24 protein-coding genes are annotated in these 22,550 nt (G+C 36.6%); 9 read left to right on the top strand and 15 right to left on the bottom strand.

Annotation, left to right across the window (positions count from 1 at the left end; translation table 11 throughout):
- Nucleotides 1–11: 11 nt before the first annotated feature.
- Complete coding sequence (gene gldD, locus DQ356_RS05995) at nt 12–566, bottom strand: gliding motility lipoprotein GldD (RefSeq protein ID WP_114303575.1); 555 nt, start codon at nt 564–566, stop codon at nt 12–14.
- Nucleotides 567–614: 48 nt separating this feature from the next.
- Nucleotides 615–1,652 (bottom strand): A/G-specific adenine glycosylase, encoded by a 1,038-nt coding sequence (gene mutY, locus DQ356_RS05990; protein ID WP_114303574.1) that lies wholly within the window; start codon nt 1,650–1,652, stop codon nt 615–617.
- A gap of 47 nt (nt 1,653–1,699) precedes the next feature.
- Between mutY and DQ356_RS05985 the strand changes: the two genes are divergently transcribed.
- The 7 genes from DQ356_RS05985 (at nt 1,700) to DQ356_RS05955 (ending at nt 6,875) form a co-directional block, all read left to right on the top strand.
- On the top strand, nt 1,700–1,990 hold the full coding sequence (locus DQ356_RS05985) for an HU family DNA-binding protein (protein WP_114303573.1): 291 nt from the start codon (nt 1,700–1,702) through the stop codon (nt 1,988–1,990).
- A 255-nt stretch (nt 1,991–2,245) separates the two neighbouring features.
- Complete coding sequence (locus DQ356_RS05980) at nt 2,246–3,802, top strand: Rne/Rng family ribonuclease (protein WP_114303572.1); 1,557 nt, start codon at nt 2,246–2,248, stop codon at nt 3,800–3,802.
- A gap of 40 nt (nt 3,803–3,842) precedes the next feature.
- Nucleotides 3,843–4,325: an ecotin family protein gene (locus tag DQ356_RS05975; RefSeq protein ID WP_114303571.1), complete on the top strand. Its 483-nt coding sequence runs from the start codon at nt 3,843–3,845 to the stop codon at nt 4,323–4,325.
- Nucleotides 4,326–4,409: 84 nt separating this feature from the next.
- Nucleotides 4,410–5,039: an NUDIX hydrolase gene (locus DQ356_RS05970; RefSeq protein WP_114303570.1), complete on the top strand. Its 630-nt coding sequence runs from the start codon at nt 4,410–4,412 to the stop codon at nt 5,037–5,039.
- 23 nt (nt 5,040–5,062) lie between these two features.
- Entirely contained in the window at nt 5,063–5,863 is an 801-nt protein-coding gene (locus DQ356_RS05965; protein ID WP_114303569.1) for a lysophospholipid acyltransferase family protein, read from the top strand.
- A 9-nt stretch (nt 5,864–5,872) separates the two neighbouring features.
- Entirely contained in the window at nt 5,873–6,310 is a 438-nt protein-coding gene (locus DQ356_RS05960; protein WP_114303568.1) for a hypothetical protein, read from the top strand.
- A 19-nt stretch (nt 6,311–6,329) separates the two neighbouring features.
- Nucleotides 6,330–6,875 (top strand): hypothetical protein, encoded by a 546-nt coding sequence (locus DQ356_RS05955; protein ID WP_114303567.1) that lies wholly within the window; start codon nt 6,330–6,332, stop codon nt 6,873–6,875.
- Nucleotides 6,876–6,944: 69 nt separating this feature from the next.
- On the opposite strand, the gene DQ356_RS05950 is transcribed toward DQ356_RS05955, so the two are convergent.
- The 9 genes from DQ356_RS05950 to DQ356_RS05910 all read right to left on the bottom strand — a co-directional run bounded on the left by DQ356_RS05950 (nt 6,945) and on the right by DQ356_RS05910 (nt 15,343).
- Complete coding sequence (locus DQ356_RS05950; RefSeq protein WP_114303566.1) at nt 6,945–7,322, bottom strand: septal ring lytic transglycosylase RlpA family protein; 378 nt, start codon at nt 7,320–7,322, stop codon at nt 6,945–6,947.
- Nucleotides 7,323–7,640: 318 nt separating this feature from the next.
- Nucleotides 7,641–8,942 carry a 30S ribosomal protein S12 methylthiotransferase RimO gene (rimO, locus tag DQ356_RS05945; protein ID WP_114303565.1) on the bottom strand — a complete coding sequence of 434 codons (1,302 nt, stop codon included), beginning with the start codon at nt 8,940–8,942 and terminating at the stop codon, nt 7,641–7,643.
- 110 nt (nt 8,943–9,052) lie between these two features.
- On the bottom strand, nt 9,053–9,598 hold the full coding sequence (rfbC, locus tag DQ356_RS05940; RefSeq protein WP_114303564.1) for a dTDP-4-dehydrorhamnose 3,5-epimerase: 546 nt from the start codon (nt 9,596–9,598) through the stop codon (nt 9,053–9,055).
- Nucleotides 9,595–10,191, bottom strand: coding sequence for a sugar transferase (locus DQ356_RS05935; RefSeq protein ID WP_114303563.1), 597 nt, complete (start codon nt 10,189–10,191; stop codon nt 9,595–9,597). The genes rfbC and DQ356_RS05935 overlap by 4 nt, the downstream gene beginning before the upstream one ends.
- Nucleotides 10,175–11,410 carry a DegT/DnrJ/EryC1/StrS family aminotransferase gene (locus tag DQ356_RS05930; RefSeq protein ID WP_114303562.1) on the bottom strand — a complete coding sequence of 412 codons (1,236 nt, stop codon included), beginning with the start codon at nt 11,408–11,410 and terminating at the stop codon, nt 10,175–10,177. Before DQ356_RS05930 ends, DQ356_RS05935 begins: the two co-directional genes overlap by 17 nt.
- Nucleotides 11,407–11,946, bottom strand: coding sequence for a GNAT family N-acetyltransferase (locus DQ356_RS05925; RefSeq protein ID WP_228420680.1), 540 nt, complete (start codon nt 11,944–11,946; stop codon nt 11,407–11,409). The genes DQ356_RS05930 and DQ356_RS05925 overlap by 4 nt, the downstream gene beginning before the upstream one ends.
- A 50-nt stretch (nt 11,947–11,996) precedes the next feature.
- Nucleotides 11,997–13,211 (bottom strand): glycosyltransferase family 4 protein, encoded by a 1,215-nt coding sequence (locus tag DQ356_RS05920; RefSeq protein WP_166413065.1) that lies wholly within the window; start codon nt 13,209–13,211, stop codon nt 11,997–11,999.
- An 11-nt stretch (nt 13,212–13,222) separates the two neighbouring features.
- Entirely contained in the window at nt 13,223–14,413 is a 1,191-nt protein-coding gene (locus DQ356_RS05915; RefSeq protein ID WP_114303559.1) for a glycosyltransferase family 4 protein, read from the bottom strand.
- Entirely contained in the window at nt 14,414–15,343 is a 930-nt protein-coding gene (locus DQ356_RS05910) for an NAD-dependent epimerase/dehydratase family protein (protein WP_114303558.1), read from the bottom strand.
- Between the two features lie 169 nt (nt 15,344–15,512).
- Between DQ356_RS05910 and DQ356_RS05905 the strand changes: the two genes are divergently transcribed.
- On the top strand, nt 15,513–16,049 hold the full coding sequence (locus DQ356_RS05905) for a right-handed parallel beta-helix repeat-containing protein (protein WP_114303557.1): 537 nt from the start codon (nt 15,513–15,515) through the stop codon (nt 16,047–16,049).
- Nucleotides 15,988–16,605, top strand: coding sequence for a NosD domain-containing protein (locus DQ356_RS05900; protein WP_114303556.1), 618 nt, complete (start codon nt 15,988–15,990; stop codon nt 16,603–16,605). Before DQ356_RS05905 ends, DQ356_RS05900 begins: the two co-directional genes overlap by 62 nt.
- Before the next feature lie 3 nt (nt 16,606–16,608).
- Here the strand turns inward: DQ356_RS05900 and DQ356_RS05895 are convergent, their stop codons facing one another.
- From DQ356_RS05895 to DQ356_RS05880, 4 genes are all read right to left on the bottom strand, one after another.
- Nucleotides 16,609–17,493: a glycosyltransferase family 2 protein gene (locus DQ356_RS05895; protein ID WP_114303555.1), complete on the bottom strand. Its 885-nt coding sequence runs from the start codon at nt 17,491–17,493 to the stop codon at nt 16,609–16,611.
- Nucleotides 17,481–18,635 (bottom strand): EpsG family protein, encoded by a 1,155-nt coding sequence (locus tag DQ356_RS05890; protein ID WP_114303554.1) that lies wholly within the window; start codon nt 18,633–18,635, stop codon nt 17,481–17,483. Before DQ356_RS05890 ends, DQ356_RS05895 begins: the two co-directional genes overlap by 13 nt.
- Before the next feature lie 82 nt (nt 18,636–18,717).
- Nucleotides 18,718–20,145 (bottom strand): lipopolysaccharide biosynthesis protein, encoded by a 1,428-nt coding sequence (locus DQ356_RS05885; RefSeq protein WP_114303553.1) that lies wholly within the window; start codon nt 20,143–20,145, stop codon nt 18,718–18,720.
- 41 nt (nt 20,146–20,186) lie between these two features.
- Nucleotides 20,187–22,547 (bottom strand): GumC family protein, encoded by a 2,361-nt coding sequence (locus tag DQ356_RS05880; RefSeq protein WP_114303552.1) that lies wholly within the window; start codon nt 22,545–22,547, stop codon nt 20,187–20,189.
- Nucleotides 22,548–22,550: the final 3 nt, after the last annotated feature.

Here is a 22,550-nt window from a genome sequence, read left to right as displayed (position 1 = left end):
TACTATCGTTTTTATTTCCACTCAAAAGTGTCTATCAGATGTTGCATATCTTTTTTCACGTACTCCACTGCCGGAGCCAGAGAATCCGGTTTTGGCCTTGAATTGAAATACAGATACGCCGTTACAAAATGCCGCGTGCTGTCCGTAATATAAAATTGTAGATTGGAAGCGCTCTGGCCTTTCAGCTCATAAAAATTTCCGAAAACTCTTTTTTCAGGATATTCAAAAGATTTTGTATCGATGGAACTGGCCTTTACAGTATGTTCATACACCATTTTCTCCGCTTCTTTAATGTGAGCCTGCAGATCACCTTTGATCGGAAAATAAGTAATAAAAACTTTTCCCTTCATTTCAGGATAATTCAGATAAAACCAGCAGGGCTTTTTCGCATCTTCGATCGCTGCAAAATCTGAAAATTCAAAAGTATAATGACAGTCGTTTTCAAACTTCGCGTATTTTGATTCCGGATATTCGAGCCTCAGCTCACCCGATGGTTTCGGAACAGGGTCTTTCGCACAGCTGATCAAAGAAATGGCAAGGCCAATACAGAAAAAATGTTTTAACATTCTGCAAAAATACCTTTTTTTCTGCGGAAGACAAACAGGATTGTTCCGTCATTTTTCAAAGCGGATTTTCAGATAATTTTCCAGCGGTTTTGGAAATGATTTCGCTGCAGATTGCTCATAATCTACAATATGAAAGCCACCTTCTTCTGCCAAATTTTCAAATTCTTCCTGAGATTTGATGATAAAATGCCGAATGATAACGGTGAGATTCCGGTGTGTCAGCTTATGTTTTATTTCAGTAGAATCCAGTTCGTACGTTTTGTATTTTTCATCAATTTCCGTTGGAAATTCATACAGTTTTTTCCAGATGCTGCTTTCGTTGCGACGTCGAATGAGAAAATGATCACCATGCTGCACAAAAGCATACTGAAGTTGCAGTTCGGTAGGTTTTATTTTTTTGAGTTTTTTAGGAAATTCGTGTACTTTTTTGAGTTGAAAAGCAGTACAATCAGCGTTTAATGGACAAATTTCACAATATGGATTTCTCGGCCGGCAAATTTCGGAACCCAAATCCATCATCGCCTGATTGAATTCACCAGCTTTTCCAAGAGGCATCATCAACAAAGCTAGACTGCTGAAATGCGAAAATGCACCGGTTGTAGAAATATCATAATCATCAGCAAAAATGCGGCTCAATACGCGATAAAAATTCCCATCCACCGCAGGAAGATGGCCTCCAAAACAAATGCTGTGCACAGCGGCTGCGGTATATTTTCCTACTCCTTTCAGCGACAGAATATCGTCATATTCTTGTGGAAAAACCCCTCCGAAATTTTCCATAATCTGATGCGAAGCCTTATGAATATTGAGAGCACGGGAATAATATCCGAGTCCTTTCCAATGAAGAAGCACTTCATCCGAAGAAGCTTCTGCTAAAGTTTGCACGTCGGGAAAACGATTTATGAACCGATGATAATGATTAAGTCCCTGTTGTATTCTGGTTTGCTGAAAAATAATTTCGCAGATCCAGATTTTGTATGGATCATCTGTCTTTCGGAACGGAAGATCTCTTCCGTGTACTGAGAACCATTTCAATAGCTTTACACCAATGCAAAGAAAATCAGGGTTTTGTTTGTTTGTTTTCAAAAATAAGTTTTATATTTGCACACCAAAATTAAAAAGAAAAACAGAAAATGACAAAGGCAGAATTGGTAAATACCATCTCAAGTAAATTAGGGACTGAAAAAGCTGAAACTCAGAAAATTATAGAAGCTTTCATGCATGAGATCAGAAGTGCAATGTATCAGGGTGATAATGTTTATCTGAGAGGTTTCGGCTCTTTTATTATCAAAACAAGGGCAGCCAAGACGGGAAGAAACATTTCTAAGAATACTGCTATTGAAATCCCCGCTCACAATATACCGGCTTTCAAACCCTCCAAAACTTTCACTGAAAAAGTAAAGGCTAAAGTAGCTGTAAAATAATAACTGAGTAATAACATTTTAAATTTTTAGAAATGCCAAGCGGAAAGAAAAGAAAAAGGCACAAAGTAGCCACCCACAAAAGAAAAAAAAGAAGAAGAGCAAACCGACATAAAAAGAAAAAATAAGTCTCTTCTGACTTCAGAAATATATAGTATAGTTGGTGTTTTTTATTTAAAATAAAGTCTCACCGACTATATTTTGTTTTAAGCAAACCCTAACTCCATTTTCATCTATTAAAAATAATCTTATGAAGCAATGAAGAAAGAACTTATTGTATCGCATGAAGATGAGCTGACCAAAATAGCCCTGCTGGAAGACGGCCGCCTTTTTGAACTCCATGAGCAGGAAGACAAAACCGACTTCGTAGTAGGCGATCTGTTTATCGGTAAAGTAAAAAAACTGGCTCCCAACCTGAATGCCGCTTTTGTAAATATCGGGTACGGAAAAGATGCTTTTCTACATTATCACGACTTAGGACCGGAGTTCCTGACCTATAAAAAATTCCTGAAAGACACGCTCAGCAAAAAGCAGACTTCTTCCAGTCTGAAAAATTTTCCCATTCAAAAGGAAATTAATAAAAATGGCACCGTAGACCGTGTCATTGCCAAAGACGATCTCGTTTTGCTCCAAATTACCAAAGAACCTATTTCCACAAAAGGCCCGCGTATTTCTACGCAAATTTCTCTTACAGGCCGATTTCTGGTGTTGATCCCTTTTGACAATAAAGTTTCCATTTCCAAAAAAATAGGTACTGCCGAAGAACGCGAACGCCTGCGCAACCTGATAGAAAGCATAAAACCTGAAGGCTTCGGGGCGATTATCAGAACAGTTGCAGAAGGAAAAAAAGTGGCTGAACTGCACAATGACATGAATCAACTGGTGCAAAAATGGGAAACCACTTTCAAAAATATTCAGAAAAACATCATTCCCAGCAAGGTACTAAGCGAAGACGATAAAGCTTCTGCTATTCTGAGAGACAATTTCAATGCAGATTTCGTGAGCATTATTTGTGATGACGAGCAGATGGTGAGTGATATGAAAAGCTATCTGGAAGTTATTGCTCCGGAAAGAAAAAATATTGTCCAGTATTATGATCATCATATTCCTTTATTGGAATATTATAATGTCGAAAAACAGCTGAAGCAAAGTTTTGGAAAACACGTTAATATTTCCGGCTCCAGAGGTGCTTATCTCGTAGTGGAACACACTGAGGCTTTGCACGTTATAGATGTGAATTCAGGCCCGAATTTATCTTCAGCATCCACCAATAAAGAACATGCTTTGAACGTAAATAAAATGGCTGCAACAGAGATTGCACGCCAGCTGCGGTTGCGGGATATGGGCGGGATTATTGTGGTAGATTTTATCGACATGCCCAATGCAGAACACCGGAAAAACCTGTACGAACATCTGAAAGAAGAAATGAAACGTGACAAAGCGCGACACAAAATTCTTCCGCCCAGCAGATTCGGGCTTATTCAGATCACCAGACAGCGGAACCGTCCGGAAAAACAAATTGAAACCAAGGAAGAAAATCCAAATGCTACAGGAGAAATTCTGGCTCCAATCGTAGTGGTGGAACGCATGGAAGAAGCCATCAGAAACTTTATTCAGAAAGAGAAAGGCAAGCTTTTCCTTCATGTACATCCTTTCGTAGAAGCATATCTTACCAAAGGCCTCATGAGTATCCAAACTAAATGGTACCTGAAGTATAAAAAATGGGTCACCATCATACCACGAGACAGCTACAAGTATCTGGAATACAAGCTTTATAACAGCAAAAAGGAAGAGCTGATGAGCTATTCTAATTAAAACAATTAGTGGAAATTTACATAAATTTAAATAGTTGTAAATGAAATTAAAAAAAACATTTCTCTCAATTGCTACCCTTTTCAGTTTATCTACAATTGCTCAAACTGAGCCCAAATATCCTGAACTTACACAAAATATGAAAAGGGTGGATCTTCTTATTCCGAAAATTCAAGATCCGGAAAATTATAGAGTTGAAGTTCGCTTCGGTACCGAAGTGAAAATATCAGAATGTGAAAACACAAGAAGTTTTGATTTTAATATTAAAAATTTAAAAAAAGATTTCGGGTTGCCAAACCGATATATGTATTATTACATTGGAGAAAACCAACCTATTCAAATTTTGACGTTTACAGAGACGAAAGAATGTAATCCCGATAAACAAATCACCAAAAAAGTACTGAGTGATCAAAATATATTTATAGAAAATATCGCAACTCAGCCCACTCCTTTTTTTATTCCTAAAACTTGGACTGTTGAATATAGACTATGGAAAGTGCATACTGATTTCAAAACCGCTAAGTAAAACTGAAACAACTTATGCGTTTTAATTGAATAACTTTAACCTTTTTTTTTAACATCATCTGTTCACAATTATTAAATTTGAACTATGAAATTTGATGGAAGAGATTTACTGAACAGAATAAAAAATACAAGCCTGTACGGAGAGCACGCTCACTCAGTTTATTCCCCGCCCTACCGCCCTCTTTTTTCTTACGAAGAAATTCTGGAAAAAAATCCGCGTTTTGCGGCAGTCAACATCCTGTTGTATTTTAAAAATAATGAATGGTATTTCCCTTTGATGCAGCGTACAGAGCATGAGCGCGACCGTCACAGCGGGCAAATTTCGCTTCCCGGAGGAAGCCGTGAAGCGCAAGATAACAGTTTTGCCCACACCGCCATCAGAGAAACATCTGAGGAAATGGGAATTGAAAAACCTTACATTCGTATTATCAGGGAAATGTCGCCGGTGTACATCCTTCCCAGCAATTTTTATGTACACCCGTTCGTTTCTTTCACCAAAAAAAATCCGACATTCATTCCACAGAAAAATGAAGTTGTGGAACTGATTGAATTTCCGGTATCAACTTTGCTTCAACTTCCAGATAAACCTGAAATGATGGTGCTTGCCGGTTCGCGAAATGTAGAAGTTCCTGTAATCAATTTTGAAGGTTATCGCATTTGGGGAGCCACTTCCATGATTCTGAGCGAATTCAGCCAGGTTTTGAAAAATATGTAACTTTGCAGATTATGTTAAAACGAATGGCGAAAAAGAACATTTTCACCGATGCATTTGGTACACCGTATGTCTTCAAAAGACTGATTATTTTTATTTTAGGAATTGTTTCTTACAGAAGATTCAACGGGTTCAATAAACTGACGATAACAGGAACCGAACATCTTCTGGATTTGCCCGATTCCAACGTACTTTTTGTTTCTAATCATCAGACTTATTTTGCTGATGTAGCTGCGATGTACCACGCTTTCTGTGCTGTAAATAACGGCTATTTAAACACCATTAAAAATCCGGTATATCTGCTGAACCCCAAAGTAGATTTCTATTACGTAGCAGCGGAAGAAACCATGAACAAAGGGATTCTCGCCCGAATTTTTAAAATTGCAGGCGCTGTTACCGTGAAAAGAACTTGGCGCGCTGAAGGCAAAAATGTAAACCGGTTGCTGGACATGACCGAAGTGGACAATATTATGAAAGCTTTGGACAACGGCTGGGTGATTACTTTTCCACAGGGAACCACTGCCGCTTTTGCGCAGGGAAGAAAAGGAACAGCCAAACTGGTGAAAAACCAAAGGCCCATTGTTGTTCCCATCAAAATAAATGGCTTCAGAAGAGCGTTTGATAAAAGAGGACTTCGCATAAAAGTAACCGGAGTACGTCCGACGCTGGAGTTTAAAAAACCGCTGGAAATAGATTATGAAACCGAAACAGCACAGCAAATTCTGACCAAAATTATGATTTCCATAGAACAGACTGAAGATTTTAATTTATTGCATCAGTATGAAGAAGAACTGAAAGCAAAGAAAAAAGCAGAATTACCTTCCTAATCTCTTTATATGAAAAAAATAACATTCCTGCTCATCTTGTTTTTTATCGCTTCCTGCAACACACAAAAAGTGTATTCCGATTATGATTACAGTTATTCCAGAAGCGGAGGTTTTGCACCTGTGTATGAAAACTTTCTCATCAAAGGGAATAAAGCGCATTATTCTTTCGAAGGCCAGGGAAAGAAAATCAAGAAAAATTTTAAGATTTCTTCCGACGAAATTCAAAAACTAGAAGAAGTATTGGCTGCGAATAATTTTCGGATGATACAGGAAGACCGAAAAAAACTCTACGATTACATCAGTACTACCATAAAAGTTAATGTCGGTCAGCAATCTGCCAGCAAAAGTGACGCAAGTTACATCATGGAACAAGACCAGGAAAAATGGGATCGTGTGACACAGGCTTTTCAGGAGCTTCTGAAATCCAAACTGAATACAAACCCCTAAATTAAATATTAAAGATAGCATGAACATCGCTGACGCCTTTGAGAAAGCACAACATAAAACCCGGGTTCTTGTCGCAGGAAATGAAGTGCAGCAACTGCTTAAAAACATTTTGAACTTTCATGGAAAAAATTTTGATGAGATTACTGAAACTTCCACGGATACAGGAAACGATTTTGCGCTTTATTCCACTCAGGACCTCATCGCAGGTTCCGATTTCCGGCCTAATATCGCACTGATTACAACACCTGTAAATGCTGAGGAAAGCCAATTACTTGTCAGCAAGATGACTTCGGGCGGAGTTCTAATTTATCCAGAAAATCACGTTATTTTCTCGGAAGCGTTACAACAAACCTCAAATTATTTCAGACAACTTCCCTACAGCACCTCCGAATACAGTCAGAAAGACGGCTATTTTATCGCTAAAACATCTTTAGGCGAACTACCCTTGGAAATTCAGAAATCAGACACGATGATGCATCTGGAAGGCCTCAGATTATGTTGTCAACAATTCGGGCTGATGGAAGAAGAATTTTATGAGGCGTTGCTGGCGGTTTCTTCAATGTGATTCTTATAACATAGTCATAAAAAAAAGTCCTTCCACAGTTGCGGAAGGACTTTTTGGTTTAAAAGATTATTAATCAATAATTTCAAATTCTATTGGCATGGTACCTGTTCTGAGGTTTCCGATTTCATCATACGCTGCTTTGGAAAGGTCCAGTGCTCTGGCGGCATGAAACGGGCCACGATCGTTAATAGTTACCACCACACTTTCGCCGTTTCGCAGGTTGGTTACTTTTACTTTAGTACCAAAAGGAAGCGTTCTGTGCGCTGCTGTGAGTTTTGTGTTATGAAAAACCTCACCGCTTGCTGTTTTTCTTCCATTAAATTTGTCGTGATAATACGACGCATAACTTGTTTTTACCTCTTCATTATCTTTGGTATTATTCTTGAAAGAATAAAGGCCAAGAGTTGAAATCATCATTATGATTACGAGAATTCCTCTTTTCATCATTTTGAATTTTTATTGGTTTGACGAGGGCAAATGTAAACTGAAATAATAACCCTTCAGAATTATTGCGTTAATGAAAGTTAATAAAACGTTAAATAAAACTTAAAATTGCTGTGAAACACCGTGAGAAAAGCCTTTCCGAAAGGATGTTAAATAGTGTTAAAAGAAGCGGTTAAAAGTTAATTTAATTAACTAATTCTATTATTCTAACTGATTCCTGAAAAACACATGACATTGATCATCAATTCAATACAAAAATAAAACGCTCAAAAATGAGCGTTTTTTCTATCAAAATGAAAAGATATATTTCTGAAAAGGAAATTATACCAATATTCCATATAAATCGAATTCTTCAGCAGCGGTTATTTTAATATTCATGAAGCTTCCTGAAGAAATATAAACGTTACTGGCTTCCACAAGTACAGTATTATCGACATCCGGAGAATCAAATTCTGTTCGTCCCACAAAATAATTTCCTTCTTTCCTGTCGAAAATACAACGGAATACTTTACCGATTTTTTCCTGATTTTTCTCCCAGGAAATCTGTGATTGCAGTTCCATGATTTCCTCTACTCTTCTCTCTTTCACTTCCTGTGGAATATCGTCCTGAAGATGGTAAGCATGTGTATTTTCTTCGTGAGAATAGGTAAAGCAGCCCAGTCTGTCGAACCGCTGTTCAGCAACCCAGTTTTTCAATTGCTGAAAAACCTCTTCCGTTTCGCCGGGATATCCTACAATCAGCGTGGTACGAATGGCCATATCCGGAGCATATTCCCTGAATTTTCTGAGCAAATCATTTGTTTTTTCGGCGGTTGTTCCTCTTCGCATCGATTTGAGAAGATCAGAATTAATATGCTGCAACGGAATGTCAATATAATTGCACACTTTAGGTTCGGTGCGGATGATTTCCAGAACATCTTCCGGAAACCCTGAAGGAAACGCATAATGCAGCCGAATCCATTCAATTCCGTCCACGGTTACGAGTTCGCGCAAAAGATCTGCAAGTGCTCGTTTCTTATACAAATCTAAACCGTAATACGTGAGATCCTGTGCAATAAGAATCAGTTCTTTAGTTCCGTTTTTTGCGAGATTTCGCGCTTCCTCAGATAACTTTTCTATCGGTTTTGAAATATGACCGCCTCTCATTAAGGGAATGGCACAAAAAGAACACGGCCTGTCGCAACCTTCCGAAATTTTCAAATAAGCGTAATGTTTTGGAGTTGTTGTCAGTCGCTCTCCTACCAGTTCGTGTTTATAATCTGCACCGAGTTGTTTCAATAAAAATGGCAGCTCCCGGGTTCCGAAATACTGATCTACATTCGGAATTTCCTTTTCCAAATCCGGTTTGTACCGTTCGGAAAGACAGCCCATCACAAACACTTTTTCCACTTCGCCTCTTTCTTTGGCTTCTACAGCATCCAGAATGGTATTGATGCTTTCCTGCTTGGCATTATCGATAAAACCACAAGTATTGATCACCACAATATCACCACGATCCTCATGAACAACTTCTTTTCCGTTGGCAGATAATTGCCCCATCAGCACTTCAGAATCCACTACGTTTTTGGAACATCCCAGAGTGATGACATTAATTTTCTTTTTTCCTGTTGATTTTGTGCGCATAGTAAAAGTTCGGATAGATTAAATTGACAACCGCTGAACATCAGAATTGCAGGGTGCAAATTTAGCAATAAAAAAAGAACCATTTCTGATTCTTTAAAAGTTATAGGATATTAAAAATTTCCCTGACTGAAGGCGGGTAGATTTTTATCTTTTTCAGACAGAATAACCTCTGACAATGGCAATTTCCAGTCAATCATGAGATCAGAATCATTCCAAATGATGCCCCCTTCCGATTCTTTGCTATAATAGTTGTCACATTTATAAGCGAAAATTGCAGTCTCAGAAAGCACTGCAAACCCGTGGCCGAAACCTCGGGGAACATACAGTTGTTTCTTATTTTCGCCGGAAATTTCCAGCCCGAACCATTTCCCAAAAGTGGGAGAATCGTGACGTAAATCCACTGCTATATCCCAAACCCTACCTTCCAGACATGATACCAGTTTCGCCTGCGCATGTTCGCCTTTTTGTAAATGAATTCCCCGGAGAACGCCAAAGGTGGATTTTGAAATATTATCCTGAACGAAATGCCCGTTCATACCGGTAATTTCTGTGAATTTTTTCTCATTAAATTTCTCATAGAAATAGCCGCGTTCATCCTCGAAAACAGTGGGTTCTATAATGTAGCAATCCTTCAAAGGAGTTTCAGAGAGGGTCATAATCGATCTTTTATTAAAACATAAAATGTATTGAAAATAATAGCTATATCATTAAAGACGCTTTGATTATCGATATATTTCATATTCAGCCTAAGTTTTTCAGGCATAATTTCCTGTATATACGCTTCTTCGGGATCATTAGATTTTGCAAGAATTTCGCTTTCATTTCTGAATTTAATAGAAGCATAATCTGTGATTCCCGGCTTTACGGAAAGCACTCTTTTTTGTTCATCGTTATAAAGTCGGGTATATTTTTCCACCTCAGGCCGCGGTCCCACAAACGACATATCGCCCATTAATACATTGAAAAGCTGAGGAAGTTCATCCAACTTATAATTCCTGAGATAATATCCTACTGAAGTCACTCTTGGATCCTTATTTCCTATAGTAAGAGCACCTTTATCAAAAGAATTAGGATGCATGGTTCTGAACTTTAAAACCTTGAATACAGAGCCATTTTTGCCGATGCGTTCCTGACTAAAAAGCATTCCGCCCTTACTATCAAAAAGGACAAAAATACCAATTATAATGAACAAAGGGGAGAAAAGGAGAATCCCTAAAGCGGAAAAGAAAATATCAAATATTCGTTTCATTTCCAATTACCCGCTCATAAGATTCTTCAACTACTTTACAGATAAAATCAACCTGGTCATCCTTCAGTTCCGGATAAATGGGAAGTGATATTTCCCGAGAGTAAATATCATAAGAAACAGGATAATCTTCCATTTTATAACCAAGATCCTTAAACAAAGTGAGCATTGGCATTGGGATAAAGTGTACATTTACTGACACTCCTTTATCTGCAATTTCATTAATGATTTCATTCCTTTGGCCTTCAGATATATTTCGGATTTTCAAAGGATATAAATGATAGCTAGAGGTGCGTTGATCATCTTTTAATATCGGAAGCTGAGCCCAAGGTTTGTTATTGAAAAATGCCTGATATCTTTCTCCTACTCTAATTCTTTCTGGAAGTATTTGCCCTGAGTATTTTCTAATTTGAGCCAAACCCATTGCAGCACACAGATCCGGCATATTTATTTTCAATCCTGGAAATACAATATCGTACTGCCAGCTATTTCCGCCACCTTGAGATTTTGTAAAAGCATCTTTAGTTTGTCCATTCAATGTCCATAGCCTGAGAACACGGTACTCTTCTGCATTTTGGAAAGGAGCGGGTAAATTAAGGGATATTGCGCCACCTTCTGCTGTGGTTACATTTTTAACTGCATGAAAAGAAAAAACGGTGATATCCGTCAGTTTTCCTGTTCGTAATTTTTCATAATTAGCTCCAAATGAATGGGCTGCATCTGCTAGCAATAAAATTCTGCCGAGCTTGTGTTGATTTTCTGAATCTGGTGAAAATTTTGATTTTATTTTTTTATTATTCACCAAGTCATTTAACTCCTTATAGTGGCAGGGCAAACCAGCAATATCCACCGGAATAATCACTTTGGTACGCTCAGTTATCGATGCTTCTATTTTATCAATATCAATTGTGAAATCTTCTTTTACGTCTACCATCACTGGAGTGGCACCGCATCTTATCACTGCTAAGGCTGTTGCACAATAGGTATAAGCAGGAACGATGACTTCATCTCCTTTTTTTACACCAAACCACTTTAATACAAGAATAGCTCCAGATGTCCAAGAATTTACACACAGTGTATTATCAACATCTGTGAATCTAGAAATCTCATCTTCAAAAGCCTTGACTTTGGGACCTGTGGTTATCCAACCTGACTTCATAGTGTCCACTACTTCATTGATTATGTCTTGATCAATGTAAGGCGGCGAAAACGGAATTTTCATATATTATTAAAATATTTTATAAATCTGTACATTTTTCTCCCTCGAAAACTCTCAAAAACTTCTAATACAACATATCCTGAATCTCTATAAAACCGCACAGCCTTTTCATTTTCATCATAATCTGTTGTTAAAGCAACGGGTAATAGATCAGGATTGTAATTATTAACCTCCGATTCAAAACCTTTTAAAAGCAACTTCCCATACCCTCTCTTATTTTTCTTGCTGGCTATACTGAGGAGTTCGGCAAATATAATACTATTTTTATCAGATTTAATAATTTTATAACCAACTCTTAAAAGTGAAGCGGGTTTGGCAAAAAGAAGTTTTATTCCAATGAGAAAGAAACTGAGAAAATTATTTTTAACAATTTTTTTGTAAAAACCCCTGTTATCTCTGGTTCCGGCCACAAATCCCTTTACCTCGCCCTCATCTTCCAACACGAGAAGAATGCCGGGTGATTTAAGGAACGCCTTATAAAAAATTCTCAGAAAAGAACTTCCTAAGGATGTTAAAAAAAAATTATGAAAACGGTTCATATGGATCTCCACGATCTCAATAATATCCGATGAGTTAGCTTTCCTAATGGTCATTTTGTGTTTTTAATGATATAAGTGTTTAGCCTTTCAGTCCCGGCTGCACGCGAAAATTTTTCAGCATACAAGTTTAAACTGTTTTTTCGTATTCTTACTACTATTTCCTGCGAATATTGAATCAGTTTTAATGCAGCTTCTTCAAAACCCGTATTATCTTCAGAATGAAACACTTCACCCAATTGAGCTTCTGTAACGAAAGCACGCGCTTCTCCTTCTATTCCGGCTAATAATGGCTTGCCGATTCCGATATAGGCCTGAAGTTTAGAAGGGATAATGCTTTCATAAATCGGATCTTTGATCAAATGTAAGAATAAAGCATCGGCTGCCTGCAGGTATTTACCGATTTCGTTTTCGGAAACCCTTCCGTGTAAAATCACATTTTTGTTATGACCTACTTTTTTTTTTAACAGTTTGAAATCCGTTCCGTCTCCAAAGAAATGAAAAAAAATTTGATGATTTTTTTCAGTGATGTTGTTAATTGCTGAACTCAATTTGGACAGACCTTGATGAACTCCGATATTTCCTGCATACACAATATGAAATCCATTATCTTCAAATTGATATGATGGAGTGATTATAGTAGGATGACTTTCTATCATTGACCAATTGTAGAGAGTCAGAATACGATCTGGCGAAATATTCTTAGAAGCAACGATTTTACGGAAACTCTCTGATACAGTGACAAATAAATCGAAAGTTTTATAATAAAAATGATTTAATAAAAAATCCAAGATATTAATCATCACCTTCGAGTTGATAAAACCCGAAACTCTTATATTTTCCGGAAAAACATCTTGAATATCCAAAAGGATTTTTGATTTGGGTTTAAAAACTTTAATCGCCCACGCACAAAAAATGACAAATGGAGATGACTGAAGAATGTAGTAGAAACTATTTCTTTTTCCGTATTTTAATACAGCCAGAGCCGAAAAAAAACCGAATATAAAATAATTCAGTGCTCGTTTCATACTGTTCAAACTGTGGTCAGCATACGTGAAGACGCGAACGACCTGAATTCCGTCCATGGTTTCTTCTGCAAAAAATTTATTTTTATAGCCGGCATAAATCTTCCCTTTCGGATAATTTGGAAAGCTCGTTATCACGACAGGATTCCATCCTTTCTCCCTAATATTTTTGATGAAATCAATATCTTTCAGATAAGGTTCCGGAGTAAAAAACTGTGCGATATAAAAAAAATTTCTGCTCATTGATTTTCGTTTCATTTCATACGATTCGAAGTTGCATGTTCTAAGAATAAATTTACTAGTTTTTCCACGTATTTATCAGCTGTGAAATTCTTTTTGTAAAAGGAAATAGCTTCTCTTGATTTCTTATGGTACTCATCGGAATCATTAATCATATTCCGGACAGCATCAGCAATTTGCACCGGTGATTTAGGCTCTACAAAGAAACCGTTATCTGGATTTACCATCGTGGGAATCAAACGATATTTTGTAACAATGGGAACACAGCCGTAAGCAAGAGCTTCGAGGACGGAAACAGGTTGTCCTTCGTTGATATAATAGCTTGGTAATAAAAAAAAATGATTTTCGGAAAACTGCCGTGCTTTTTCGTAACCGTATAATCCTTCTGTATAAGTTACTTTACCCTCCAGACGATTTGTCTTGATGAAATTAAAAAAACTTTTTTTTGCTTCTGTTGCAGATTTAAACATTTCATCTTCTCCATCTTCTAAAATTCTCCCGGCAAATACAGCAGTGACATTATGGTTATATTCATTCACTAAAATATTTATGGCTTCCAAAACATCCCAATATCCTTTACCTTCAATTAAATTACTAAGATAAAAAAGTTTTACCGGCTCTTCCTTTTTTATTTGCTTAGGAATCATTGCTGCCATGTCTATTTTCTCAGGAAGCCCGTTAGGAATTGAAATCACTTTGTTATGATAATTTGGAAGAAAGCTAAACTGTTGCTTAGTAAAATCCCCCTCTACAATGATACATTCTACTTTTCGGAAAGTATTCTTGATCATTTCTTGAACTTTCTGACTTTGAGAAGAATAAAACTTGCTATAATTCGCACCGAACTGATGCGCAATAACTTTCTTACCAAATAAATAAGCGACCCGGATAAAAATATAATCTCTCAGAAAACCAACCTTAGACTGTGCTGTATTGATATAAACAAGAGTTAGTTTACTTGTAGTCATCATAACCCAAATGAACTGGAAGATAAGCAGGAAATTATCAATGAGTTTCGTAAAATTAAATTTGCCTGAGACTCTTTTTTTATGAAAATCCGGATCAATAGACTTTCCGAAATCGACCACTTTAGTAGAAATTCCTTTTTCTTCGAGTTTATCCACAATCAACTGAAACATCATCGACTGTCCGTTAACTAAGGTATTGTTCTGTGTGGTGGCTCCCACCATTATCAATTCTTTCATTTAGTCAATCCTATTGATCCATTGCTCAACTTTCAGCAAGCCATCTGTCAGCTTCGTTGTCGGTTTCCATCCTGTTTCACGGTGTATCTTGTCAATGCTTAAAACATTATAAGCACAATCAAAATTTCTGGATAATTTTTCATTCAAGCTGATTGGCTTTTTTGCTATTCGGCTGATTTCATCAACGATTTCTTTTATACTCCGGGCTTCCCCACTTCCAACATTGTACTTTGTGACAGCTCCGGGATGCTTGATTTGAGTAATACATTTTAAAATTGCATCTGAAAGATCATCTACATATACAAAATCCCTGATAACTTTTCCGCCGTTGTAAAGATCTAATAGACCGTTTTCTTTCACAGCCCGGAATGCAAAACCAATTATACCCTGCGGCTTATTAAGATTCTGGTAGGGGCCGTAAACATTTGCCGGACGCAGGATATAACTTTCAAATCCCGAAATACGAGTCAAAAAATCAACATAATTTTCAGTGATTAATTTAGAAAGCCCGTATGTAGATATAGGATATTCAGAAGTTTCTTCAGGAATCGGAATACGTTGAGCCACATCTCCATACACAGTACCGCCCGACGAGAGATAAATGAATTTTTTCATCTGGATACTTCTCGAACTTTGTTCGAGAAAACGGATTACGGGTTGGGTATTAAGCATAAATTCTTCAGCCAAACTGGCGTTTGAACCAGGAACGGTAGCATTTACTAACCAAATAACGGTACTGCAATCCCGAAGAGCATCCAATAATTCATTCAGGATGTTTACATCAAGGGTAATCTGCTGATAATTTTCATCTTCAAAATTTCGAAAAAAACTGCTGCCAATAGCTTTTACTTTCATCCCGTGGGAAAGTAAAAATTCACTTAAATTAGTACCGATGAAGCCTCCTCCACCTACAATAGCAATTATGTTCATAGACAATTTCGGTTAAGTAGTTTATTTTGGTATTGCTTCTGCCAGATGTGGGTTATTCATTTATACGGGTTTTTTAAAAATATATAAATTATCAAGCAAACTATTGATTTCATGTAACGGCACAAATTAACAAAATATATTTTATACATTTATTGAATAATCGTTTTCCATGAGAATATTGCCTACTATTTTTGCTTTCCTTCTTTCATCTTTGCTTTTCAGCCAGAAAATGAATCTTACTGATTTTGCTCATTCCAAAACAGGGGATGACATTCTAAAAGCAGTTTCCATTATTAAAAGAGATTACTCTGCCAAAAAGAAACGAGTTGTACTGGAAATTCCACCAGGGATTTATACACTCACCCAACCTCTTGTTTTAGATAAATACATCAGCTTGGAAGGTGATGCATCAGGAGGAACAGTATTGCAGGTAAAAGTTCAGAATATGGAAGGTATAATTTTAGAAAATAATCGGAGCGAAACTGATATCAACAGTGGCTACAATACAATCCGTAATCTGACCATTACCGGACCTGATTTCGGGAAAAATCCATTCGAATGGAAAGACACCAGCAAAAACAATATCCGAAGTATCGGTATAAAAATTCAGGGATTAAGAAACCGGATTGAGAACTGTACCATAGATGGTTTTTCTATGGAGCGGCATTTTGGTGTCAGGAAGTTATTACAATTACATCAGCGATAATTTCATTAAAAATAACCGTATTGGAATTACTCTTGAAAACACCTCAACTAGTGCTTTCATTAGGGGAAACGAATTGCGGATGAACGGCGCTGGTTTGCTGATAGACCAAAGTTCCTACGCTAATTTTATCAGCAATAATATGATAGAAAATAATCTGGGGAATATGCTGAATGAGCCCAACTCTAAAGATTCTACTGTATCTGCAGGAAATGGATTGATCATCAAAAACTCAACAAACAATTTTGTACAGAATAATTACTTTGAACAACACTATAATAATATTGTGCTTCACAATGCTAAAAACAACTATATTTCTTCCAATTTTTTCGGTGTGACACAGTTGGAAAACAAAACGCAAAACATTTTGAACCTGTCTGGAAAAACATCTCATAATGTTATTCAAAATAATCAAACAATGGGAGCTACACCAAAAACGGATGCGTTACGGATTATCTTACAAAACAACAGTGATTTATCATCGAATGTAATTGACTTTGGGAAAGACAATAATGAAATATTAAAATCAAAATTCGTAGAAAAAACGATTAATGAATGATTCCTATTTCCCGAAAATTTCTTTTACTTTCTGTATTTCCAAAAGAAATTTATTCTTTCTTTCCATATCTCCAAATATCCTTGCAGCAAGTAATTTCAACTGATATTCTCTGAGGAAATTTTTAAGAAACTTTCGTTTGTTTACGGAATATTTATTAAGGTAATAATACAATGCATTCATTTCGCTTTCAAACGCTTTTTCAGAATAAGCTGTTCGATTTCCCACCAGATGATAATATATTTTCTCAGACTTGTATTTCACATGAAAGCCTCCTTTCTGTAATCTGTTGGTAATATCTGGCTCCTCATAATACATGAAAATATTTTCGTCAAACAAGCCAACTTCTTCGAAAGAACTTCGGCGAAGAAAAAGAAAAGCTCCAGCAAGATAATGTTGTTCCGAATTGAATGCTTCTATTCGGTTCATATACTTCATAATCCACCCACTCAATGGATTTTTAAACTCCGGTTTCTGGTAGAAGGAATAATTGGAACCCCCCATTTGCTTATAGCCCAGCAGCGCAAGTGTTATATTTTCTGAAAATTCGGAAAGCACATCGAAAAGTATAGAAGACCCAAAACGTACATCCGGATTCATGATACAAACAATATCCCCTGATGATGCCCGTATTCCAATATTATTGCCTTGTCCATACCCTAAGTTTGTATTATTATGAAGGTATTTTACAGATAGAATCTGATTCAATGAATGAGATTCTGTTATCTTTTTCATCTCTTCAGCGTTTATTCCGGAACTGTTATCTACTACCAGAACTTCCAAGAACTGAGGTTCAATATCTCTGTATTCCTCAATAGAAGAAAGACAGTCATGAATATACTGTTGGGAATTGTACGTGACTATGATTATGCTTACTCTTATTGCCTCCATAATTCTATTAAATAGCGTTCTCTCTGAGGGGTTTTGTGTTTATCAAATACTGATTCATACGGAAAGAATACTGAATAATATTTTGCATTGCCATAATTAGAAATAAACAATTTAATTAACAAAATCCCCGAGAACCCGACAATTACTCCGGAAAGTAAAATTTTGCGTTTAATAGCGTTTATATTTAACGTTTGATCATAAATGAAATCAACGACAAAAATTATCAATGGTATATAAATGTAATTTAATAAACGATCAAAACCAACCAAAACTTGTGACAAAATAGATAGTACTAAAAACGAGGATAATAACCAGTTATGCTCGTCCGAAGTTTTATTTTTAGCAAAATATAAGAGAAATGGGAGAAAAACCAATACTCTTAAAAAGTAAAAAAATACGATTCCTGAACCACTAAATTGAAATCCTAAATAAACGTTTCCTCTTTCAGACATTGCTTCAGTAAAAAACAAAGAACTTAGGACATCATAAAATACAGTTTTACCAATAATTAGTGGTATTGAAATGATGATTGAAAGAAAGACAAACTTACGTGTGAATTTAATCAATTTAAAAAAAGGTAGAAATATTAAAATGACTGCAGAAATATGAAAGAAAAAAGCAAGTAGAACAAACCCGTAATAATGGAACCATTTATTTTTTTTAAAAAAACCGTATGACAACAAAAAACAACAAATAGCCAAGATTTCTCTCTGAATCTCAAAGCCATAATATAAATAAAGTAAATTAATAAATAAGATAAATAAACAAGTAAAAGGCTTGGCAGAATATTTCCATAAAAACCAAAAAAGAACTGAATTGAATATAACTGAATGGACAAACTGATAAAAGTAATAATCTGGGTTGAAGGTTTTACAAACAGCTACCATCAAAATCCACAATGGCTGGTAATTCATTGAATTTTTGAATTCAATAAAGTACAGATAATTCTTAAGTGTGGGATATACAAAAAAATAATTCTCATAAAGTAGAGCATCTCCACCAACCCGATAACGCAGACCAGTCATAAGAGTGCAAATCACAAATAATAAAAAGTAATACGGCTTGAGGAATAATGCCTTATTTCTTATCTCATAATGAAATATTCCAAATAAACAGATAAAAAATATCAATAAGTAAATCATCGTCTTTTCATATAAGAAGATTAACAAAAGTCATTATGGGATGCCGAAAAAACAGCCAGATATTATTATAGAGATACATAATTTATTTTTTCGCCATAGCTATAATCCTGCTGAGTATGTTTCTATAAAACAGGAAATAGATCAGTCCATAAGAAACCAACGCCAACGTACTCCCACTAATAAGTTTCACTGCAACAGTTTCAACATCTTTAACCAAAAAATGTACGGCAACAAAGATAGCAAACGAAATCAAAAAGGGTGGTGAAACAATGGCTATCTGCTTTAAAAGTGATTTATTTAATACGGTTTGTGCAAAAAATGAAGTAATTAAAAATTGTAAAACCTGCTGTATTAAGATTCCGTAACCTATAGCTAAAATTCCATGTTTTACTGTTAACAAAAGTATAGCGAAACCTATAATTTTTGTGATGATTTCAATTTTAAGAAATAATGTTGTTTTATTTTTCACCTGAAAGAGCATCATATTATTCACAATCAATGGATAAAAAGCATATCCCATACACAACAAAGTAAAAACTGGCGCCATATCTGCCCATACTTCAGAAAACAAAAAAATGATAAGAGGCTGGGCAACGGCAGCCATAATAAAAAAAAGAGGAAAAAAAATTAGACAGCAGACAGTGGTATAAAATTGATTCAGTTGGAAAAGCTTGTCATTATCATTTTGATGTGAAGAGAAAAAAGGAAATAATACCCGCTGCAATACATTGGTAAGAACACTGGCTGGCATCTGAGTAAATTGGCTGGCTTTTGTATAAAGTCCTAAATCTGCAGTTCTGAGAACTCTACCAATTAGAATAGGATATGCATTGAAGTAAACAGCCTGAATAATAGCAGAGATCATTATTTTAGAACCAAAAGATAGTAGAGATTTCAAGGAGTTAAAGGAGAAAACCCAATCAGGAGTCCAACGATATCCTATCCACAAGAACAACGCGTTGAATAATGTCATTAATAAATTTTGATACACCAATGCCCATACTCCATAACCGTCAAAAGCCAACCATACCGCTACCCCACCTGAAAGAAACACAGAAAGAAGCGAGTATTTTGCTTGCAAACGAAAATCCATCGCTATACTAAGTTTCGCTTTATGAACCATAATCGAAGAATTGAAAATAATACTGAGTGAAATCACCCGGAGAATAGTTGCAAGATTTTCGATATTAAAAAAAGCTTCCACAGAAGGTGCTGCCAAGAATATCACCAAATAAATAATAGCAGCCGCAAGAATATTAAAATAAAAAACCGTAGAAAAATCTTTCTCAGTTCGATTCAGTTTCTGAATAAGTGCGTTGGAAAAACCCCCTTCGGTAAGGGTGAGGGAAAGGGTTACAAAAACCAAAACTATGGCAATGACACCATAATCCCTAGGCAACAATAAACGTGCAAGAATAAGCTCCAAAACCAGCTGGAGCGCAACGAATCCAAATTTATCCACTGCGCTCCAAAACAATCCTTTGGATATATCTTTGCTATTGTACGTCAAGGGATCAAATTATAGTGTACTTAAAAGGTCGCTTGCAATTTTTATTTATTTGTCAATTTTCCCCACCAACTTTTCTGCTCAGCATTATAACCATACCCATATTTGTTTCCATAGCCGAAATGGTCTTTAGAGACGTCATTCAGGATGAAGGCTGTGTTTTTAATCTTGCCGGATTCTATCTGCTTGTTCGCAAATTCAATCAGACTTTCTTCTGTGTATCCGGAACGGGTTACATAAAGGGTGGCGTCTGCCAGGTTGGAAATGATCAAAGTATCGGTTACCAACATCAGCGGAGCCGTATCTAAAATAATGTAATCATATCTCTTGCGAAGTTCCACCAATAGTTCTTCATAACGTCCATTTCCTAATAACTCCGTAGGATTCGGCGGAATGCTTCCGGAATAAATCACATCTAAATGCGGATTATAAATAGAGACATGGATAAGATCATCAATCTTTTTATCAGGAGAATATAAAAATTCTGTCAGTCCTTCCAAACCTTTTCTGGCTTGATTGTAACGCTGCAACTGCGGATTCCGGATATCTGAACCAATGATAATCACCTTTTTGCCGGGAGTAGCGAGAGTTAGCGATAGGTTTACCGAAACAAATGTTTTCCCTTCCCCTTTCACGGATGAACTCACAAAGATGACCTTGCCTTCCTTCTGTTTAGGTAGCATAAAATTCATATTGGTAATCAAAATCCTGAAGGCTTCGGCCATTGGAGTAAGATCGTTCATTCTTACCAGTTCGGTTTCGCCTTTGCCTAATCTCGGAATTTCCCCGAGAATTGGTTTCCCGTTGGTCAATTTTATCAGATCCTGTTTTGAAAGAATCTTGTCATTCAGAATTTCTTTTACGTAAATAAGTGAAAAAGGAATAATAAGCCCTATCAAAAAAGCTCCTCCCAATACCAAAGCTTTTTTCGGCGAAACTGGTTTTTCCGAAGCATAAGCAGCATCTATAACGCGGGCTTTTGGCGCTGTAATCGCCATAGCAATGGCAGCCTCTTCTCTTTTTTCGAGCAAAAGTAGATACAGGCTTTCTTTTATTTGCTGCTGTCGTTCGATACTGCGGAACATTTTCTCCTGTGACGGAATTCTTGAGATTTTAGAATCTGCTCTTCCCTGTTGAGTTTCAATCTGATTTCTGGTGGCCAACAACGCTGTTCGCCCTTTCATCAGATTTTCGATAATTAATGCTTTAGTAGAAATTAATTGTTTTGAAAGCTCCGCAATCAAAGGATTCTGCGGAGTTGCGTTTTCCATCAATTTTGCCCTTTCCAATACCATCTGGTTATATGCTGCAATCGCCGTGGAAGCACCGCCTGTATTGATGCCTATTCCTGTAGGAAGCGTCTGATCCACTCCTTGTCTTTGTATAAAACCGATAAGATCATTAATAAGCTGAATCTGGGTTTCAGTTTCCAGCAGTTTTGCAGCAGCACTGGCAGAAGTTCCTACATTTAACTGAGCTTCCGTTTCCAGATCGGCAATTCTATTTGTTATTTTGAACCGCTCTTTCTCACCTTCAACAACACCTAATTCTTCCGCAATAATGGCAATACGTTCGTCAATAAAATCTTTGGTTTTCTGAGATTCGGAATTCTTATCCGCAATAGCATCTTCATTATAGGCATCTATCAGCTTTTTCACCATCTCTTTCGCCTTCTTTACATTACTGTATTTCAAGATAATATCAATAACAGTAACATCTTTATTGGCCAAATCTATGGACATTTTCTTCTGATACTCCGTTACTCTTTCTTCCATAGGAGCATAAGCCAACAGCAACTGCCCATCTACCGGATATTTACGAGCATTATAATCTTTGTTTTTTAAGATCATAATATTGGCATAAGGCAGATTGATCAGTTTATTAAAAGTGGTCTTTATAGGATTTGTAAAACCATCGGATTGAAGAGTAATTTTATCTCCGGCAATGGTCAGCTCTACTGGTTCTATCGTTTCTTTATAGTCCTTTTCATTAATCACTTTTACAATCACCGGCGCACTTTCATTGTAACGTTCTGTGGTGAGGAGTCCCTCTTTTTCCAAAACGTGCACCTGCAAATTCAACCCTTCTACTACGGAATTCATGAGCTTTTTTGTTTTGAAAACCTCCACCTCGTTGTCGATACTATTCGTGGACATTCCACCCAATCCGGACAGGTCAGAAAGCATGCTTAGGTCAGAAGACATCCCTTTTTTGGCATCTTTAATCAGCACTTGGGATTTTATCTCATATTCCGGGGCGGTACTTTTGATATACAATACTGCCAATGCAAGCATCGCTAAAACGGTTAATACAAACCAATACCATTTTCTGAGGTAAGGTTTTATAACTTCATTCAGGTTAAGATCTTCCTGGGTATTCTGTGACGTAGATTGATTACTGCTCATCAA

It is taken from the genome of Chryseobacterium lacus, from assembly GCF_003336205.1.
Taxonomy (GTDB): domain Bacteria; phylum Bacteroidota; class Bacteroidia; order Flavobacteriales; family Weeksellaceae; genus Chryseobacterium_A; species Chryseobacterium_A lacus.
This window is presented reverse-complemented; position numbering and strand designations above follow the sequence as displayed.

What these genes read in the sequence shown, in the direction of transcription:
- gldD (WP_114303575.1), bottom strand. Translation starts at nt 566, where the DNA reads ATGTTAAAACATTTTTTCTGTATTGGCCTTGCCATTTCTTTGATCAGC.
- DQ356_RS05985 (WP_114303573.1), top strand. Translation starts at nt 1,700, where the DNA reads ATGACAAAGGCAGAATTGGTAAATACCATCTCAAGTAAATTAGGGACT.
- DQ356_RS05980 (WP_114303572.1), top strand. Translation starts at nt 2,246, where the DNA reads ATGAAGAAAGAACTTATTGTATCGCATGAAGATGAGCTGACCAAAATA.
- DQ356_RS05975 (WP_114303571.1), top strand. Translation starts at nt 3,843, where the DNA reads ATGAAATTAAAAAAAACATTTCTCTCAATTGCTACCCTTTTCAGTTTA.
- DQ356_RS05970 (WP_114303570.1), top strand. Translation starts at nt 4,410, where the DNA reads ATGAAATTTGATGGAAGAGATTTACTGAACAGAATAAAAAATACAAGC.
- DQ356_RS05965 (WP_114303569.1), top strand. Translation starts at nt 5,063, where the DNA reads ATGGCGAAAAAGAACATTTTCACCGATGCATTTGGTACACCGTATGTC.
- DQ356_RS05960 (WP_114303568.1), top strand. Translation starts at nt 5,873, where the DNA reads ATGAAAAAAATAACATTCCTGCTCATCTTGTTTTTTATCGCTTCCTGC.
- DQ356_RS05955 (WP_114303567.1), top strand. Translation starts at nt 6,330, where the DNA reads ATGAACATCGCTGACGCCTTTGAGAAAGCACAACATAAAACCCGGGTT.
- DQ356_RS05950 (WP_114303566.1), bottom strand. Translation starts at nt 7,322, where the DNA reads ATGATGAAAAGAGGAATTCTCGTAATCATAATGATGATTTCAACTCTT.
- rimO (WP_114303565.1), bottom strand. Translation starts at nt 8,942, where the DNA reads ATGCGCACAAAATCAACAGGAAAAAAGAAAATTAATGTCATCACTCTG.
- rfbC (WP_114303564.1), bottom strand. Translation starts at nt 9,598, where the DNA reads ATGACCCTCTCTGAAACTCCTTTGAAGGATTGCTACATTATAGAACCC.
- DQ356_RS05935 (WP_114303563.1), bottom strand. Translation starts at nt 10,191, where the DNA reads ATGAAACGAATATTTGATATTTTCTTTTCCGCTTTAGGGATTCTCCTT.
- DQ356_RS05930 (WP_114303562.1), bottom strand. Translation starts at nt 11,410, where the DNA reads ATGAAAATTCCGTTTTCGCCGCCTTACATTGATCAAGACATAATCAAT.
- DQ356_RS05925 (WP_228420680.1), bottom strand. Translation starts at nt 11,946, where the DNA reads ATGAACCGTTTTCATAATTTTTTTTTAACATCCTTAGGAAGTTCTTTT.
- DQ356_RS05920 (WP_166413065.1), bottom strand. Translation starts at nt 13,211, where the DNA reads ATGAGCAGAAATTTTTTTTATATCGCACAGTTTTTTACTCCGGAACCT.
- DQ356_RS05915 (WP_114303559.1), bottom strand. Translation starts at nt 14,413, where the DNA reads ATGAAAGAATTGATAATGGTGGGAGCCACCACACAGAACAATACCTTA.
- DQ356_RS05910 (WP_114303558.1), bottom strand. Translation starts at nt 15,343, where the DNA reads ATGAACATAATTGCTATTGTAGGTGGAGGAGGCTTCATCGGTACTAAT.
- DQ356_RS05905 (WP_114303557.1), top strand. Translation starts at nt 15,513, where the DNA reads ATGAGAATATTGCCTACTATTTTTGCTTTCCTTCTTTCATCTTTGCTT.
- DQ356_RS05900 (WP_114303556.1), top strand. Translation starts at nt 15,988, where the DNA reads ATGGTTTTTCTATGGAGCGGCATTTTGGTGTCAGGAAGTTATTACAAT.
- DQ356_RS05895 (WP_114303555.1), bottom strand. Translation starts at nt 17,493, where the DNA reads ATGGAGGCAATAAGAGTAAGCATAATCATAGTCACGTACAATTCCCAA.
- DQ356_RS05890 (WP_114303554.1), bottom strand. Translation starts at nt 18,635, where the DNA reads ATGATTTACTTATTGATATTTTTTATCTGTTTATTTGGAATATTTCAT.
- DQ356_RS05880 (WP_114303552.1), bottom strand. Translation starts at nt 22,547, where the DNA reads ATGAGCAGTAATCAATCTACGTCACAGAATACCCAGGAAGATCTTAAC.